At 56.5% G+C, this 16,366-nt stretch carries 14 protein-coding genes; 5 read left to right on the forward strand and 9 right to left on the reverse strand.

Annotated features, from left to right (window positions below; genetic code table 11):
* Positions 1-9 precede the first annotated feature (9 nt).
* Both A8B84_RS17665 and nfuA read right to left on the reverse strand, forming a co-directional pair.
* The gene (locus A8B84_RS17665; RefSeq protein ID WP_201257912.1) at positions 10-1,209 is read right to left on the reverse strand and encodes a hypothetical protein; all 1,200 of its coding nucleotides are present in this window, start codon (positions 1,207-1,209) and stop codon (positions 10-12) included.
* A 223-nt stretch (positions 1,210-1,432) separates the two neighbouring features.
* On the reverse strand, positions 1,433-2,020 hold the full coding sequence (nfuA, locus tag A8B84_RS17670) for a Fe-S biogenesis protein NfuA (RefSeq protein ID WP_008171684.1): 588 nt from the start codon (positions 2,018-2,020) through the stop codon (positions 1,433-1,435).
* Positions 2,021-2,252: 232 nt separating this feature from the next.
* Between nfuA and metH the strand changes: the two genes are divergently transcribed.
* The 4 genes from metH to A8B84_RS17690 all read left to right on the forward strand — a co-directional run bounded on the left by metH (position 2,253) and on the right by A8B84_RS17690 (position 8,735).
* Complete coding sequence (metH, locus tag A8B84_RS17675) at positions 2,253-5,951, forward strand: methionine synthase (RefSeq protein ID WP_064230461.1); 3,699 nt, start codon at positions 2,253-2,255, stop codon at positions 5,949-5,951.
* A gap of 33 nt (positions 5,952-5,984) precedes the next feature.
* Positions 5,985-6,221 carry a DUF2970 domain-containing protein gene (locus tag A8B84_RS17680; RefSeq protein ID WP_064230462.1) on the forward strand — a complete coding sequence of 79 codons (237 nt, stop codon included), beginning with the start codon at positions 5,985-5,987 and terminating at the stop codon, positions 6,219-6,221.
* Between the two features lie 362 nt (positions 6,222-6,583).
* Entirely contained in the window at positions 6,584-8,236 is a 1,653-nt protein-coding gene (locus A8B84_RS17685) for a nitrite/sulfite reductase (RefSeq protein ID WP_064230463.1), read from the forward strand.
* Entirely contained in the window at positions 8,229-8,735 is a 507-nt protein-coding gene (locus A8B84_RS17690) for a DUF934 domain-containing protein (RefSeq protein WP_064230464.1), read from the forward strand. The genes A8B84_RS17685 and A8B84_RS17690 overlap by 8 nt, the downstream gene beginning before the upstream one ends.
* A gap of 286 nt (positions 8,736-9,021) precedes the next feature.
* On the opposite strand, the gene A8B84_RS17695 is transcribed toward A8B84_RS17690, so the two are convergent.
* Positions 9,022-10,020, reverse strand: a complete 999-nt coding sequence (locus A8B84_RS17695; protein ID WP_064230465.1) for a YhdH/YhfP family quinone oxidoreductase — start codon at positions 10,018-10,020, stop codon at positions 9,022-9,024.
* 23 nt (positions 10,021-10,043) lie between these two features.
* Positions 10,044-11,105, reverse strand: a complete 1,062-nt coding sequence (gene sohB / locus A8B84_RS17700) for a protease SohB (RefSeq protein WP_064230466.1) — start codon at positions 11,103-11,105, stop codon at positions 10,044-10,046.
* Positions 11,106-11,336: 231 nt separating this feature from the next.
* Between sohB and A8B84_RS17705 the strand changes: the two genes are divergently transcribed.
* On the forward strand, positions 11,337-11,651 hold the full coding sequence (locus A8B84_RS17705) for an SCP2 sterol-binding domain-containing protein (RefSeq protein ID WP_008171697.1): 315 nt from the start codon (positions 11,337-11,339) through the stop codon (positions 11,649-11,651).
* A 65-nt stretch (positions 11,652-11,716) separates the two neighbouring features.
* On the opposite strand, the gene A8B84_RS17710 is transcribed toward A8B84_RS17705, so the two are convergent.
* From A8B84_RS17710 to A8B84_RS17730, 5 genes are all read right to left on the reverse strand, one after another.
* On the reverse strand, positions 11,717-12,364 hold the full coding sequence (locus A8B84_RS17710; protein WP_064230467.1) for a hypothetical protein: 648 nt from the start codon (positions 12,362-12,364) through the stop codon (positions 11,717-11,719).
* Between the two features lie 4 nt (positions 12,365-12,368).
* Entirely contained in the window at positions 12,369-14,075 is a 1,707-nt protein-coding gene (locus A8B84_RS17715; RefSeq protein ID WP_064230468.1) for a hypothetical protein, read from the reverse strand.
* A 218-nt stretch (positions 14,076-14,293) separates the two neighbouring features.
* Entirely contained in the window at positions 14,294-15,004 is a 711-nt protein-coding gene (dnaQ, locus tag A8B84_RS17720) for a DNA polymerase III subunit epsilon (RefSeq protein ID WP_064230469.1), read from the reverse strand.
* A 22-nt stretch (positions 15,005-15,026) separates the two neighbouring features.
* Positions 15,027-15,470 (reverse strand): ribonuclease HI, encoded by a 444-nt coding sequence (gene rnhA, locus A8B84_RS17725; RefSeq protein ID WP_064230470.1) that lies wholly within the window; start codon positions 15,468-15,470, stop codon positions 15,027-15,029.
* A 28-nt stretch (positions 15,471-15,498) separates the two neighbouring features.
* A complete protein-coding gene (locus A8B84_RS17730) occupies positions 15,499-16,293 on the reverse strand; it encodes a class I SAM-dependent methyltransferase (protein ID WP_064230518.1) in 795 nt (264 codons plus the stop codon).
* Between the last annotated feature and the right edge of the window lie 73 nt (positions 16,294-16,366).

The following is a 16,366-nucleotide window of genomic DNA, read 5'->3' on the forward strand; positions in this document are numbered from 1 at the left end:
GCACTCCGGCTAGAAATTCAAATAGTTCAGGGACAGGAACTGAAGCAATCCTGCCAGGGCCCCGAAAATACCGCCCACGATCATCAACTGAACCTCCTCTTCCCGGAACGCCGGGCGAAGGATGTCCTGGAACTCATCGGGTTTTAGCGCTTTCATCTGGCCGGACAGAACCTCTGCCACTACCGGCGCCCGTTCCCGGTTGAAGGCCGGGTCGCTGAACACGTCCCGGGTGGCAAGCACTGCCTTCTGGTTCATGGCCTTCTTCAGCTCCGTGTACCCCGTCATTCCTACAGTCACCTGAGCGGTCAGCTTCATGATGACAGAGTTGTCCAGCAATGGCCGAAGGTGTTTCTGGATGATTGCGCGTGTCCGGTCGCCATGGCTACCGTTAATCATGGCATCGGCTACTTTTTCGACAGTTATCAGCTCTTCCGCCACCAGTTTTGCCCAGACATCGCTGATCTCCGGTTGCCTCCGCAGAAACAGCCCCTGGATTTTCCAGAACAGAAACCGCCGGGGCCTCAGCGGGGCAAAGATCAGATTTATCGCAATCCAGTTGGTTAGGAACCCGACCACAAAGCCTCCGAGTGGCAGCAGCCAGGGTTCAGGGTAGCGAGTCCATAAAGGCACAAGAACCGCTCCCAGGATGCCGCCGATGATCGCGCCACGGTTGATCACCGATTGCAGCTCCACCGCACCGGCTTGCTGGAAGATCCGGTTCATCATATCCGGATGCCTCTCCAGTTCCCGGCTGAGCAGAGCCTTCAGATCCACCAGCTCATCCAGATCGTCGCCGAAGTCCTCAACCAGCTCCTCTACCCTGGACGGCAACTGCTCCCGGGCCCACTGGTAAATACGGTTTCTGACAAACAAAGGCAGGTTGTCCCAGAGAACGGGCTGGATCTCGTACATGACTTCATCAATGTACTCATCCATCCGCGGGGTAACCTGGCTAATAACCTGTTCAACGATGCGCTGGGGTTCGAGCTTCTGGTAGACGGCGTTCAGGTCGCCGAACTGCTGGAGAGTCCTGTCGATGCAGATGTGCGCCATCTTTTCAGCCTTGCGGGGGATCACCCCCTGCCAGCCCACCAGGCCTACGCCGATGAACTGCACCGGATAAAAGGACATCTGGATGGCAAGCCAGTTGGTCAGCCAACCAACCACGGCCGCCATGAGTGGCACGGACAGAAGCGCAACGTCGAACAAGTTAGACCCCGGTGTAAGAGTGAAATCCGTTTAAGCCGGTGATAATGCCGCTAACGGGCAGTCAGGATAGTACCTGTCTGATGTTTCTGTGTATGCGACAAATGATGAAGTAACTGAAATGTCACAACATTGGCCGTGCAGCCATGGTGGTGACGGTATTGCGGCAGTCTGAAGGAGGTACCGCGTCCACAGGGACGCGATACACCGGGGAGAGATGGCCTTCTTACTGGTAGTAGGCGTTCTCAGTGTAGGAGTGGTCGGTCACATCACGTACGGCGGTTATTTCCGGCACGCGCTCCTTCAATGTTGATTCAACGCCCTGCTTCAGGGTCAGACTCACCGCAGAGCAACCCTGACAACCGCCGCCGAACCGAAGCACCGCCACGGATTCGTCGACGATCTCCACAAGAGATACCTCGCCACCATGGGCCGCCAGGTTCGGATTGATCTCGGAAGCCAGAATGTAATTCACCCGATCCGGCAGAGGCGCATCGTCATCGATCTTTGGCACTTTTGCATTCGGTGCCTTGATGGTGAGCTGACCACCCATCTGGTCCTTGGAGTAATCCACATACGCTTCTTCCAGGAAGGGCACTGAATTGTGATCCAGATACAGGATGAATTTGTCCAGATCCACCTGCTCGTCCGTAGGTACCACTTCATTGGGCGGGCAGTAGGCCAGACAGGTCTCGGCATTCTTGGTACCGGGCTGGGTAACGAAAATACGCACGCCCATGCCTTCCACGTCCTGTTTCTCGATAAGTTGTGCAAGATAATCCCGTGCGGGATCTGTCACAGTAACCTGAGCCATGTTTTCAACCCGTTTGAAAGTTTGAGTTCATTTTAAGGGAGTTCGCGGGAACATGAAAGACCAAGTAAAATAGTCGGGCTTTACGAAGGTAATGAATTTCCCGTATTGGCAGGTATTTGCGAAAGGCAATTGATAATCGTCATTCGTACTAAGACGGGCTCAGGCATTTTTGCTATGATCCCGCGCCATTGAAATTATTACAGCGTTATTAACGACATCCGGAAGTAATTCTATGACCGATCGCAACACTCGTCTCGACCAGCTCCACAAGGCCCTGAAGGAACGCATTGTGATCCTTGATGGCGGCATGGGCACCATGATCCAGAATCTCAAGCTGGACGAGAAGGCGTTCCGTGGCGATCGGTTTGCCGACTATGAGCGGGAAGTCCAGGGTAACAACGACCTCCTGAACCTGACCCAGCCCGCCCTGCTCCGCAACATCCATGCGGATTACCTGGACGCCGGCGCAGACATCATCGAAACCAATACCTTCAACTCCACCCAGCTTTCCCAGGCAGACTACGGGCTGGAAGAGATTGCCAAGGAACTCAACGTGGCCGCGGCCCAGCTGGCCCGTCAGATCGCCGATGAATACACCGCCAAAAACCCGGACAAGCCGCGCTTTGTGGCCGGTGCCGTCGGGCCCACATCGCGCACGGCATCCATCTCACCGGATGTGAACAACCCGGGCTACCGGAATGTCGACTTCCAGACCCTGGTCGACAACTATTATGAGGCGGTGGAAGGGCTTGTGGAGGGCGGCTGCGACCTGATCCTGATCGAGACCATTTTCGATACCCTTAACGCCAAGGCGGCGATCTACGCCACCCAGCAGTACTTTGAAGACAGCGGCATCACCCTGCCGATCATGATTTCCGGCACCATCACCGATGCCTCCGGCCGAACCCTTTCCGGTCAGACCACCGAGGCCTTCTGGAATTCCGTGGCCCACGCCAAGCCCATCTCCGTTGGCCTGAACTGTGCGTTGGGTGCGGACGCCCTACGCCCCTATGTGGAAGAGCTGTCGGCCAAGGCAGAAACCTATGTCAGCGCCCACCCGAACGCCGGGCTTCCCAACGAGTTTGGTGAATACGATCAGACACCCGAGGAAATGGCCGAGATCATCGAAGGTTTCGCTCGTGACGGCTTCCTGAACATCATCGGTGGCTGCTGTGGCTCACGACCGGACCACATCGAAGCGATTGCCCAGGCGGTGGCCAAGTACCCTCCCCGGAAGATTCCCGAGCGCCCCAAGGCGCTGCGCCTGTCCGGCCTCGAGCCGTTCACCGGCGACGACAACGTTCTGTTCATTAACGTAGGTGAGCGAACCAACGTTACCGGCTCCAAGCGCTTCCTGCGTCTGATCAAGGAGGAGCAGTACGAGGAAGCCCTCAGCGTTGCCCGGGACCAGGTTGAAAACGGTGCCCAGATTATCGACATCAACATGGACGAAGGCATGCTGGAGTCGAAGGAGGTGATGGTCACCTTCCTGAATCTTGTGGCCTCCGAGCCGGATATCTCCCGGGTGCCGATCATGATCGACTCCTCCAAGTGGGATGTCATCGAAGCCGGCCTGCGCTGTATCCAGGGCAAGGCGGTGGTGAATTCCATCAGTCTCAAGGAGGGCGAAGAGGAATTCATCAAACGCGCCAGAGACTGCATGCGCTACGGTGCCGCAGTGGTGGTCATGGCGTTCGATGAACAGGGCCAGGCCGATACCTATGAGCGCAAAACCGAAATCTGCAAACGCTCCTACGATGTTCTGACCGGGATTGGCTTCAACCCGGCCGATATCATCTTCGACCCGAACATCTTCGCCATTGCCACCGGCATCGAAGAGCACAACAACTACGCGGTGGACTTCATTAACGCCACCCGCTGGATTCGTGAAAACCTGCCCTATGCCTCCATTTCCGGTGGCGTGAGCAACGTTTCGTTCTCGTTCCGGGGCAATGACGTGGTCCGGGAGGCCATTCATTCAGTCTTCCTCTACCACGCCATCAAGGCGGGCATGAACATGGGGATCGTGAACCCCGGCCAGCTGGTGATCTATGATGAGATCGACCCGGAGCTCAAGGAGCTGGTGGAAGACGTTGTCCTGAACCGCCGAGACGATGGCACCGACCGACTGCTCGAGATTGCCGAGCGTTACAAAGGCAAAGGCGGCAAAACCCAGGAGGAAGACCTCGCCTGGCGTGAATGGCCGGTGGAAAAACGCCTGGAGCATGCGCTGGTCAAGGGAATTACCACCTACATAGTGGACGACACCGAAGCATGCCGTCAGAGAGCCACACATCCGATTGAGGTGATCGAAGGCCCTCTGATGGATGGCATGAACGTTGTCGGCGATCTGTTTGGCGACGGCAAGATGTTCCTGCCCCAGGTAGTGAAGAGCGCCCGGGTAATGAAGCAGGCGGTGGCGCACCTCATTCCCTTCATCGAAGCCGAGAAAACCGAAGACCAGAAAGCCAAGGGCAAGATCCTCATGGCCACGGTGAAAGGCGATGTCCACGATATCGGCAAGAATATCGTGGGCGTGGTGCTGCAGTGCAACAACTACGAGGTGATCGATCTCGGCGTTATGGTTCCCTGCGACAAGATCCTGGCCGCCGCCAAGGAGCACGATGTCGACATTATCGGCCTCAGCGGGCTGATCACGCCGTCGCTGGATGAGATGGTCCATGTGGCCCGTGAAATGCAGCGCCTGGATTTCAACATTCCGCTGATGATCGGCGGTGCAACCACTTCGAAGGCCCACACGGCGGTCAAGATCGAGCCCCAGTACAAGAACGACATTGCCCTGTACGTGTCGGACGCGTCCCGTTGCGTAAACGTGGCATCCCAGCTGCTCAGCAAAACCGCGAAACCAGATCTGGTGGGAGCTGCCCGCACCGAATACGACGAGATCCGCGAGCGCCGCAAGAACCGGGGTGACCGGACCAAGCTGGTCTCCCTGAAGGAAGCCCGCGATCGCGCCCCGGCTATCTCCTTCGAAGGCTACCAGCCTCCGAAGCCGGCCTTCACCGGGATCCGGGTATTCGACGAATATGATCTCAATGAGTTGGTGGATTACATCGACTGGACACCCTTCTTCCTGTCCTGGGATATTTCTGGCAAGTATCCGGCCATCTTTGATGATCCCAAGCGGGGCGAGGCGGCACGTAACCTCTTTGATGATGCCCAGAAGATTCTGCACCGGATGATTGATGAAAAACGGGTGTCAGCCCGTGGCGTCATCGGGTTCTGGCCAGCCAACCGCCGCGGCGACGATATCGTGCTGTACACAGATGATTCATGCAGCGAGGAACTGACGACCCTGCACCACCTCCGTCAGCAGGATGAAAAGGCACCCGGCAAACCCATGATGGCACTGTCTGATTTCGTCGCGCCTGAAGGTTCCGATACCGTGGACTACGTGGGCGGTTTCGCCGTGACCACCGGGATTGGTGCCGAGGAGTTCTCAGTCGAGTTCAAGGATGCCAATGACGATTACAACGCCATCATGGTCAAGGCCTTGGCCGACCGGTTGGCGGAGGCTTTTGCAGAGCGCATGCATGAGCGGGTGCGTCAGGAATTCTGGGGTTACGCAGCTGATGAAAAGCTGGCCAATGACGACCTCATTAAGGAAAGGTACCGCGGGATACGTCCGGCGCCCGGCTATCCGGCCTGTCCCGACCACACTGAAAAGGCAACCTTGTTCAACCTGCTCGAGGCCACTGATACTGCAGGCATCGAGCTGACGGAGCATTTCGCCATGTTCCCGACCGCAGCAGTGTCGGGCTGGTACTTTGCGCATCCGGAATCCAAATACTTTGCGGTAGGGAAAATTGGCGCGGACCAGGTTGAGGACTATGCTGAACGCAAAGGCATTTCCAAGGCCGAAGCGGAACGCTGGCTTGCGCCGAGCCTGGCCTACGATCCAGCAGAGTAAGCTTCAGTCGGGACAAAGATCAGGGGCAGATGTATGACGGAGTCTTCAGAGGCTGAGAAAAAGGATCAGAAAAAGCAGCGCGGACCTGGCGTTTTCAAAGTCATGCAAAGCATTCTGGCCGGTGCTTTCGGAGTACAGTCCGACAAGCGCCGGGAAGAGGACTTCTCAAGCCATAGCCCCTGGCCTTATATCATCGCTGGCATCCTGTTCACAGCCAGCTTCGTGGTGGGCCTGATTGTTATCGTGAATCTGGTCCTGGCGAGCCAGTAGGATTACTGGCCAGCTACCCAGACTACGGCGAACGCAACGGCAAGAACCACCAGGAGAACGGCGGCAACGGCATCGGCCTGACTATCAGAGCGTACGGTCTTTTTCATGTCTGTTCCTCTTTCCGAGTTGTGTCTCGTGTTTTTCTTATTTTCAAGGCAGCACCGCACAGCGGCCCTGCTACCTTTACTAAGTTAAGCAGTTAATTGATATTCGTCCAGTCCATTGTTCCGCTTGCTTATCGCCTGAATCGATAAACATATTTTGAAATAATCATTTTAAGAATAAAAACCCGCTGTTATCCTTCCCGTCAGATATAAGGCCGCCGGCCTCGATATGTCGCTTTCAAGCAGGATCTTCCCACTATGTACGTATACGATGAACACGATCGGCAAATGGCTGCCGAGAGGGTTGCCCAGTTCCGTGACCAGACCGAAAGGGCTCTGGCCGGTGAGTTGGCAGAAGACGAGTTTCTTCCCCTTCGCCTGCAGAACGGCCTGTACGTTCAGCGTCTTGCCCCCATGCTCAGGATCTGTGTTCCCTACGGCATGATGCGTTCGGACCAGCTTCGCCGGCTTGCCCGGATTACCCGGGACTACGACAAAGGCTATGCGCACTTCACCACCCGCCAGAACGTGCAGCTCAACTGGCCGGCACTGGAAGATGTTCCCGATATTCTTGCGGAACTCGCGGAAGTGGAGATGCATGCCAACCAGACCAGCGGCAACTGCATTCGTAACACCACCACAGACCAGTTCTCCGGCGTTCAGTCTGACGAGATCGCTGACCCGCGTCCCTATTGTGAAATTATTCGCCAGTGGTCCACATTTCACCCGGAATTCGCCTTCCTGCCACGGAAATTCAAGGTTGCCGTGAATGCTTCCGAGCATACCGATCGCGCAGCCATCCAGGTCCACGATATCGGGCTGCAGATGGTGCGCAATGAAGCCGGCGAGCTTGGCTTCCGGGTCCACGTGGGCGGCGGCCTCGGCCGTACACCCATGGTCGGGCCGGTCATTCGCGAATTCCTTCCGGAGATGGATCTGCTGACCTATCTGGAAGCCGTTCTGCGCGTCTACAACCGCTATGGCCGGAGGGACAACAAGTTCAAGGCCCGGATCAAGATTCTGGTGAAGGCGCTCACGCCTGAGGGCTTTGCCGAGAAGGTGGAAGCCGAGTGGCAGCACATCAAGGATTCCCCTACCCGGCTGACACCGGAGGCGGTTCAACGCATTCAGGCCTACTTCACCGAGCCGGATTACGCAGCACTGGATAATGCCACGGACCTGCTGGCCAGCCAGCGCTTTGAGAACCGGGGCTTCGATCAGTGGCTGACCCACAACGTCGATACCCACAAAAAGCCGGGCTACGCCATTGTCACACTGACCATGAAGAAGACCGGTACGCCTCCGGGTGATGTGAGCGACAAACAACTGGAACAGATTGCCGATCTGGCAGACGAGTTCAGCTTTGGCGAAGTCCGGGTTACCCACCAGCAGAATGTGGTGCTGGCCGATGTGCGCCAGGATCGACTGCTTGAGCTGTGGCAGGCGATTACACCCATGGGCTTCGGTACCGCAAACCTGAATACCCTGACGGACGTTATCTGCTGCCCCGGTGGAGACTACTGCGCCCTGGCCAATGCCAAGTCCATTCCGGTAGCGGAGGCCATCCAGCGGCAGTTTGATGACCTGGATTACCTCTACGACCTTGGCAACATTGATCTGAACATCTCCGGCTGCATGAACGCCTGCGGTCACCACCATGTCGGCCATATCGGTGTTCTGGGCGTCGACAAAAAAGGTCAGGAGTTCTATCAGATCAGCCTTGGCGGTTCGTCCCACCATGACGCCTCAATTGGCAAGATCCTTGGACCGTCGTTTGCCCGAGACGAGATGCCTCAGGTGATTTCAAAAATCATTGATGTCTACGTTGATAAGCGCACGGAAGAAGAGACCTTCCTGGATACTTATCGTCGTGTAGGAATTGATCCTTTCAAGGAGCGGGTATATGCCTAACGTTATTTCTCCGGATGGCAGCATCCGTCAGGACAACTGGGTTGTGATGCCCCGCCCGGCCGAAGGCGAATCGCTGGACATTCCGGCGGACCAGCCGGCATTGATCCCGGCGGATCTTTGGCTGGCCGGCTATGAGCACTTCACCGGAAGGCAGGATATCGGCGTATGGTTTGACAGCCACGACGAACCGGAGATCCTGGATGGCCGGGTCAATGAGCTGCCGGTGATTGCGGTGAATTTCCCGAAGTTCAGTGATGGCCGGGGTTATAGCATTGGCCGATTGTTGCGTGAGCGCTTTGGCTACGTGAATGAGCTACGCGCCATCGGCGATGTGCTGCTGGATCAGCTGCAGTTCATGAAGCGTTGTGGATTTGATGCCTATGTGCTGAGGGCCGACAAGGACATCACCAAGGCGCAGAAATGCCTGAACTTCTTCAGTCAGGGCTACCAGGCTGCAACCGACACCGAAATCCCTCTGTTCCGGCGTCGGGCGTCTTAGTTTTCAGACTTTAGAGTACGAAGAGAGAGGATTCACTTTCCAAAACACGCTCCTTGCGGCACCCCTCCGGGGTCCGGCCTGCAATCGTAGATTGCAGTCGTGCGGCTTTCGCATGAAGCTTCGCTTCATAAGCGCTCGGCCCCACCCATGTGACGCTTGGGCTCCGCCATCCATGGCTCCGCACAGTTTTGGAAAGTAAATCCTCTCTCTTCTATCCAAGCTTCGGAGTTCGGTAGGTCGGATTAGGCAAAGCCGTAATCCGACAAACAACACCAACCGGAAAGAATTACCTGGAGTGATCCAGAACAATCTTCCCGGACGATTCACCTTTCAAAAACGCCTTCAACGCCCCATCAAGCTCACCACGCCCAATATCACGAGCGGAAGCCTCAGTCTTCGGACATGCCCACTCTCCTGAGAATTTCTTCCATACAGCTTCTTTCTCCGCCAGCGGAATCTCAACCGAATCCACACCCAGCAGATTCACGCCTCGCAGGATAAACGGCAGCACGGTGGTCTGAAGACCTGGACCGGCGACAAGGCCGCAGCAGGAGACGGAGCCACCAGGCTGAATCTGCTTGAGTAGTTCCGCCAGCGGGCCACCACCCACGGTATCCACGGCGTTGGCAAACGCAGGTTTAACGAGAGGTTTCTTTTCTTCTGCCAGGGTTTCACGACCCACAACTTCCTTGGCGCCCAGAGCCTTGAGATCGTCCGCGTGGTCGGCCTTACCGCTAATGGCAACGACGTCGAATCCGAGTTTGGCAAGCAGCTCAACCGCAACGGTGCCAACCGCACCGGAGGCTCCGGAAACGGCGACTTTGCCCTGCTCCGGCTTGGCGCCCATGGTCAGAAGTTTCTGGACACAAAGCCCGGCGGTGAGGCCGGCGGTGCCATAGATCATGGCGGTGCGGGCATTCCAGCCGGCAGGCATCGGGACGCACCACGCGGCAGGCACGCGGATGTATTCGCCAAAGCCCCCGTCGGTGTTCATGCCGAGGTCGTAGCCGGTAACGATCACGGGGTTGCCGTTGGACGGTGTGCCCGTGGCAGATTCAACAACTTCACCGGCGGCGTCGATACCCGGTGTATGGGGGAAAGAACGGGTGACACCCTTGTTGCCGGAGGCTGACAACGCATCCTTGTAATTCAGCGAGGAGTGGCTTACCCGAATCAGGACCTCGCCATCGGGCAGGTCCCCGGTGCTCAGGGTTTTCTCGGCGCCGACATATTCACCGTTCTGCTCTTCAACACGCCAGGCTTTGAATTCGGTATTGGTTGTCATCATTGTTCCCCGTTTTCAGTGGTCTACTGGAACTTCTGGTTGCGGAAGGCACCCAGCACTTTCCAGACGGTGTGTTCAAGCGCTGCACTGGTCGCCAATCCGAGCTTTTCCGGAAGGGTGCGTTTGCGCTGGTATGCCACTGAGACTACGTCTGCGCGGTCGCAGGCTTCAATGAGATATTCGTCGGAGGTCTTGATCTCATCGATCAATTTTACCTCCAGCGCCCGCTTGCCAAACCAGATATCGCCATTGGCAACCGCGGCTATGTCCAGATCCGGGCGTCGTTCGCTCACATACTCTTTAAAGAGTCCGTGGGTGTCTTCCAGATCTTCCAGGAATTTCTGACGCCCTTTGTCGGTGTTTTCACCGAAAATGGTCATGGTGCGTTTGTGCTCGCCGGCTGTCAGCACTTCAAAGTCCACGTCGTTCTTTTTGAGAAAACGGTGGAAATTCGGGAGCTGGGCAACCACGCCAATAGACCCCAGAATGGCAAACGGCGAGGCAACAATCCGGTCGGCAACACAGGCCATCATGTAACCACCGCTGGCCGCGACCTTGTCGACACAGGCAGTAAGGCGAACACCCTTGCTGCGAATGCGATCCAGCTGGGCGGCAGCAAGACCATAGGAGTGAACCAGTCCTCCGCCGCTTTCCAGACGAATAACCACTTCGTCTTTGTCCGGATCAACGATACTCAATACCGCGGTAATGGCACGGCGAAGCGGATCTGTATCACTGGCTTTGATATCACCGTCAAAATCGAGGACGTAAACACGACCACGACTGTCGTCCTGCCCACCGGTATCCTTTTTCGCCTTGGCCGCTTTCTTCTCGGCCTTCTGCTCTTTCTTCCGGGCCTTCTGGAACGCCTTGCGTTGCTGATCAGACATCAGCCTGGACTGAATCGTTTCGCGAAGTTTTTCGTATTTCTCGTTGAGCTTCCGGATCTTGAGCTCTCCCTCGCCCTCATGATCGCCCCGATCCTTCTGGGCGGCAGACATGATGACAGAGATCACCACCAGGGCCGCCACCACGAAAGTAACGATCTTGGCTAAAAACAAACCGTATTCTGTCAGGAACTCCAAAGTGCTTCTCCAACTGGATGTACAAAGGCAAGAGTGTAACTTACCGAATTTATGGTGATAAGGAGAGCAAAAAAATTAAAACAAGCGTTCGATCGATCTTGACAGAGCCGACCACTAACCATAAAGTCGGATTGCGAGGTCGGCTCCACCCGGGCACCCGATCAGGCTCGTGCAGCCAGGGACATCAAGCCGTCGTGATCATGACTAGACAACCATCAAAAGGGTAAAACAATGTCTGTAGCTCAGGTATTTGAACAACTCGAACAGAATTTCAACGCAGACGCAGCTCAAGGCCTGGACCTGGTATTCCAGTTCGACATCGAAGACGACAAGACCTATCACCTCGTCATTAATGACGGCACCTGCAAGATGCACGAAGGCGCTCATGACGATCCTTCCGTTACCCTGATCATGAACTCCGAAACCCTGCAGGGCATCGTTTCCGGCGAGACTGACGGCATGCAGGCATTCATGGCGGGTCAGCTGCGTGCTGAAGGCGATATGATGCTGGCAACCAAGCTGGGCGAACTGTTCAAGATGGGCTGATTGCCCCCGGCAAGCGCTGCTAGAAAACCTGCGTTTCGACGCAGGTTTTTTTGTACCCCATATTCCTACTGATTCCAGAACTGGACGGCCGCCCTCGCCTGCTCATTAACCGGGACAGCGACCAGGCCCGACGAAGAAAGTTTTACCTCGAAAACAGCCCCATCCCGCATCGGCATGAAGGTCATGTTCCCGTCCACAGCCTCCACAAACGGCAAGTTGAACTGCTGATCCCACTGCCAGAGATCCGGCCAGATGCCCTCGGCAAGTCCGATCACAGTTCTTGGAGCAGATCGCTCCTGCTCGAGGGAAGTGTAACGCCCGCTCAATTGTTCCAACCGATAGCCCGGTGCAATATCAAGCCATCGGAAAGGTCCCGAAAACCGGATAATCCGGGCGTCGATCTGCCACTGATCCCCCTGAAGTGTTCTTACCGCGGCTATCTCACCCTGACTCTGGAGCGTGACCTGCCAGATCTGCTCAGCCTGTCGCTGCGTGGAAATGGTTGCAACGGTCTGCATGCCGACCAACGACCGGTAGCTTGTGAGATTTGCCGCAACAACGAGGGCATAAAGCCCGGCGAGAATGACGCCAAATACCGCCATTCCTTTCAGCCAGGCCAGCAACCAACGGGGGTGTCTGAAAAACAGCAGGCCCGCGATCACCATTACCGCGCCTGCAGCGGCCAGTACAATGGTGGCGAGCGTATGGGACATGAAACTACAAACCTACATCGTCCAGCGACGATTCGGCCAGCTTCAGCAGGTCAACGTTGCGGTCTTCGCTCTTGCCGATGCTCTCGATGTAGTATTCCAGCGAGGTCAGCGCGTCGGCAAGTGCCTCAAGGACCTGAGCCGCCGGGGCTTCCTTGGCATCCAGCAAACGCTCCTGAATAGAAGCTGCCACACGTTCAAGAACCCCAGCAGCCCCAGGGTCATTGACCATCTGCAGGCCACCCCAGATGCTGTGCAAGGTTGCAGGCAGGTTGGCCAGATGGAGTTTGTCGTAGTCGGATTCAATAAAGGCAGTAATCGCGCGCTTTGCGAGGGTCAGCGCTCCACGAGCCTCATCGGCAACCACATACAGCGCCTCTCGAAGATACACAGACTCTTCACGCTTGCGCTCGCCTCCGGCCAGTGCGTCAGTTTCCGAGGTAATGCCCCGGGTCACGATCTGCATCACGGCATCTTCAATGCCAAGCACGGAGTCAGCCAGACGGTATAGCTCATCATCACCGGGCAGCCGGGACTCTTCTTCCCAGCCGCGCAATTTACTCGCCTCTTCCCGCGAAATGCCCGCCAGCTTGTTCAGGTCCAGCATGACCAGCGTGTTGGCCAACCGCTCGAGGGCGTCAGCAATGGAAGACAATTCTGCCAGATCGGGCTCAATACCACGCTCGATAATGTCCAGTTTGTCTTTCAACTGGTTCAATTCATCCTGCAAGGCTTCTGACAGGGACTTGAGAACATCGCTGCCGGGGCCATACAACCTGCGCGCATGGGCCTCAAGCATGGAATCCGGGAAATCGGCCGGGGCGAGATGATAAGCGGAGAGCACCTGGGAAACTTCAGGGTTAGCGGAGCCACTGCGGTACAGCAGGTAGACCAGGTCCCGGATCAGCGAATCCGGCGCGTCTTTGCCAGTGGCGACCTTCCCGACGTAAACCACTTCCCGGGCGTATTTCTCAATCCGCATGAACATGCGCTTGCGAGCCTTGGTAAATACCATCGCCCGATCAAGCATGGTGTCCGCAACGATGCCAACGAGACACCACATCTGCCCCATAGGTGCACCCTGACACAGGCGCGCAAGACCCCGGGAAGCCCGCCCGATCAGCTTCTTGTTCACGACGTCGTTGCGGTCGCGCAGAATACCGAGAAGCGCCACCTGGAAGGTCAGGCGCATGCGCCGGGCCATGATCTCGTAATCAGCCTCATTGCCTTCAAACGGCTGCAAAGTCAGGCCGGCACAGAAATCGGGACGCTCCTTGACGTCGACATCAAAGAAACAGGACTCGGGATAGGGCTTCTCCCGTCGGGCCTCCCGAAGATCATTGATCACAGGAAGCAGCAATTCGGGATGATCTTCCCTTTGCTGGTGGTAATACTCTACATAGCGACGAAGAATAAACAGTGCGCTATTAAGTGTGGTCAAGAGGATGTTTTTGTCGTCGTTCGCGCCAACAGGTACATCGTTGGCCATGGTGACTGCTTCCTGGCACAGCAGGGTGCCGCCACGAAGCTCCACCAAAATAAAGATGCCCCGCAACTGATTGATGAAATCAACACAGTTCTGGAGATCCTCACCCCTTTCGCGGTTTTCCTGAAAGCGTTCAAGGCTGGATTCTGCCTGCTTGATCGTCTGTTCTATTTCACTTTTGACCAGATCAAACGACTGCGATTTCGTCGCGAGAGACGACTGAACCATAAACGCTTCCCGTTAATGTTGCGGAGACTACCGCATCCTCTTTGGTGGTCACTGGTCCGGCAATAGCGGACCAGGCCTTTTTGTTCTGGGCCGGTTAACCCCTTTTCCGGCCAAAGCCAGTTCGCAAAAAACTGGCGAACTTATCATTACTTATAACATAAAACTCAAGTACCTCAAGAAAGGCGGAATGTAACATTTGGTACAGACCGACCCAGTTCTCATTCTGCGCTCTGGAGTTTGCCCCATACGGTTTCGCCGGCCTGTTTTTCGAGCAGCGACATGAACTCCTCATGGGCTTCATTTTCTGAACTGGAGGCGCGAACCACCGAGAGTGGCGCCCTGTCCGCGGGCAGCCTTCTGATGCCGCCGTTGCCGCCACCGTTTTCGGATCCCGCATCCAGTGACAACGCGGTCTGTCCACCGGTGAGCAGCAGGTAAACGTCGGCCAGGATCTCCGCGTCCAGCAAAGCGCCGTGGAGGTCACGGTTGCTGTTGTCCACGCCGTAGCGTTTACAGAGAGCATCCAGGTTGTTTTTCTGGCCGGGGTGACGGGCCCGGGCGATGGCAAGAGAATCGACAATTGAGCAATGCTCAGCGGTTTTGCGCACCGGTTTCAGCCGGGCGAATTCTGAATCCATAAAGCCGACGTCGAAGGCGGCGTTATGGATAACCAGTTCGGCCCCCTTAATAAATTCGAAGAACTCGTCGGCAATCTCGGCAAAACGGGGCTTATCCGCCAGGAACTCGTTGGTGATGCCGTGAACGGTTATTGCTTCGGCCTCGACCTCACGGTCCGGATTAATGTAAACGTGATAGTTGCGTCCGGTGAGCTGGCGCTCCATCAGTTCAACGCAGCCGATCTCGATGATCCGATGACCTTCGGCGGGATCGATACCCGTGGTCTCTGTATCCAGTACGATCTGTCTCATTACCTGTCCTGGTTGTCTGCTTTTATGCGTTGGAAAGCTCTTCGACACCGCGGTTGGCGAGCTCATCCGCCAACTCGTTGTCGGGAACCCCGGAGTGCCCCTTTACCCAATGCCAGTTGACCTTGTGGCGGGCGACTTCCGTATCCAGCTCGCGCCAGAGATCTTCGTTCTTGACTGGTTTTTTCGCAGAGGTTTTCCAGCCATTGCGCTTCCAGCCAGCCATCCATTCAGTGATACCTTTACGCACGTACTGCGAGTCAGTAAACAGCTCCACTTCGCAGGGGCGCTTAAGAGCCTCTAGCCCCCGGATGGCCGCCATGAGCTCCATGCGATTATTGGTAGTGTTGGCTTCGCCGCCGTGCAGGGTTTTACGGTTATCGCCGTAGCGCAAAACCACACCCCAGCCGCCCGGGCCCGGGTTGCCCTTACAGGCGCCATCTGTATACAGGATTACCTTGCCGGCCATTCAGTCTCCTGGTTCGGTTATCAATAATTCACTTTAACTTGTGTGGGGGCGTGCCATTCCGGTTGCAGCTGCGGGAGGCGCCAACAGTGCCAGTCCCCGGCAGGGCAATAACCTTGCTTTGTCGCCAGACAGGCCGTCTCGGCAGCCGTGCATGCACGCGTTTTTTGGCAAGGATACAGTAATAGGCGCCTACTGGCAGGAGCCGATTTCCGGACAGACGGTTGTCAATCCGGCTGACAGGTTTGCGGCCGGCGCGTTGCAGCGGGGTTCTGAAAAACCGGGTAACGGACGCCTCGACATTGAACCCCAGCAGGTGAAGCCAGTCTTCCATCCGCCCGCGCAACAGAAAACGACCGCCCCAGGGGCCTTCGCTGCTCCTGGTGATCAACTTGCGAGCGCCCCAGAGGCTGAGCGGGTTAAAACCAAACAAGGCCATGGTGCCCTCCCCCCTGAGTACTCGCGCAGCCTCCCGGATCACCTGGTGCGGGTAAGGTGAGAAATCGGCAGTATGGTGCAATACCACGAGATCCATGGAGTCACCGGGAAAGGCCAGTTCGTCGGCATCGCAGATGGCCACTCCGTCGGGTATGTGGGGATACCAGCGGGGCGCTGTCATGATTTTCTGGGAAAAATCCGTGCCCGTGGCCAGTGGTAACCGATGGCTTATGCCCACCTGTAACTGCCTGGCACCTGTCAGACGCTGGAGCTCGGCGTCAACAAAGCGCCTTTGATCCGCCAGCAGTGCCCGGCCCAGTGGGGTCTGGAACCAGCGCTCAAAGCTCTCATGTCTGGCGGAATAATCAACTGCGTCGGATTCACTCACCAATGCGCCACTCCCGGAAGCCCGAACCTGTGGTTGGGGCCTTGTATTTAATGCTCTATCATATCAGTCACAT

Source organism: Marinobacter sp. EhC06 (assembly GCF_001650915.1).
Taxonomy (GTDB): domain Bacteria; phylum Pseudomonadota; class Gammaproteobacteria; order Pseudomonadales; family Oleiphilaceae; genus Marinobacter.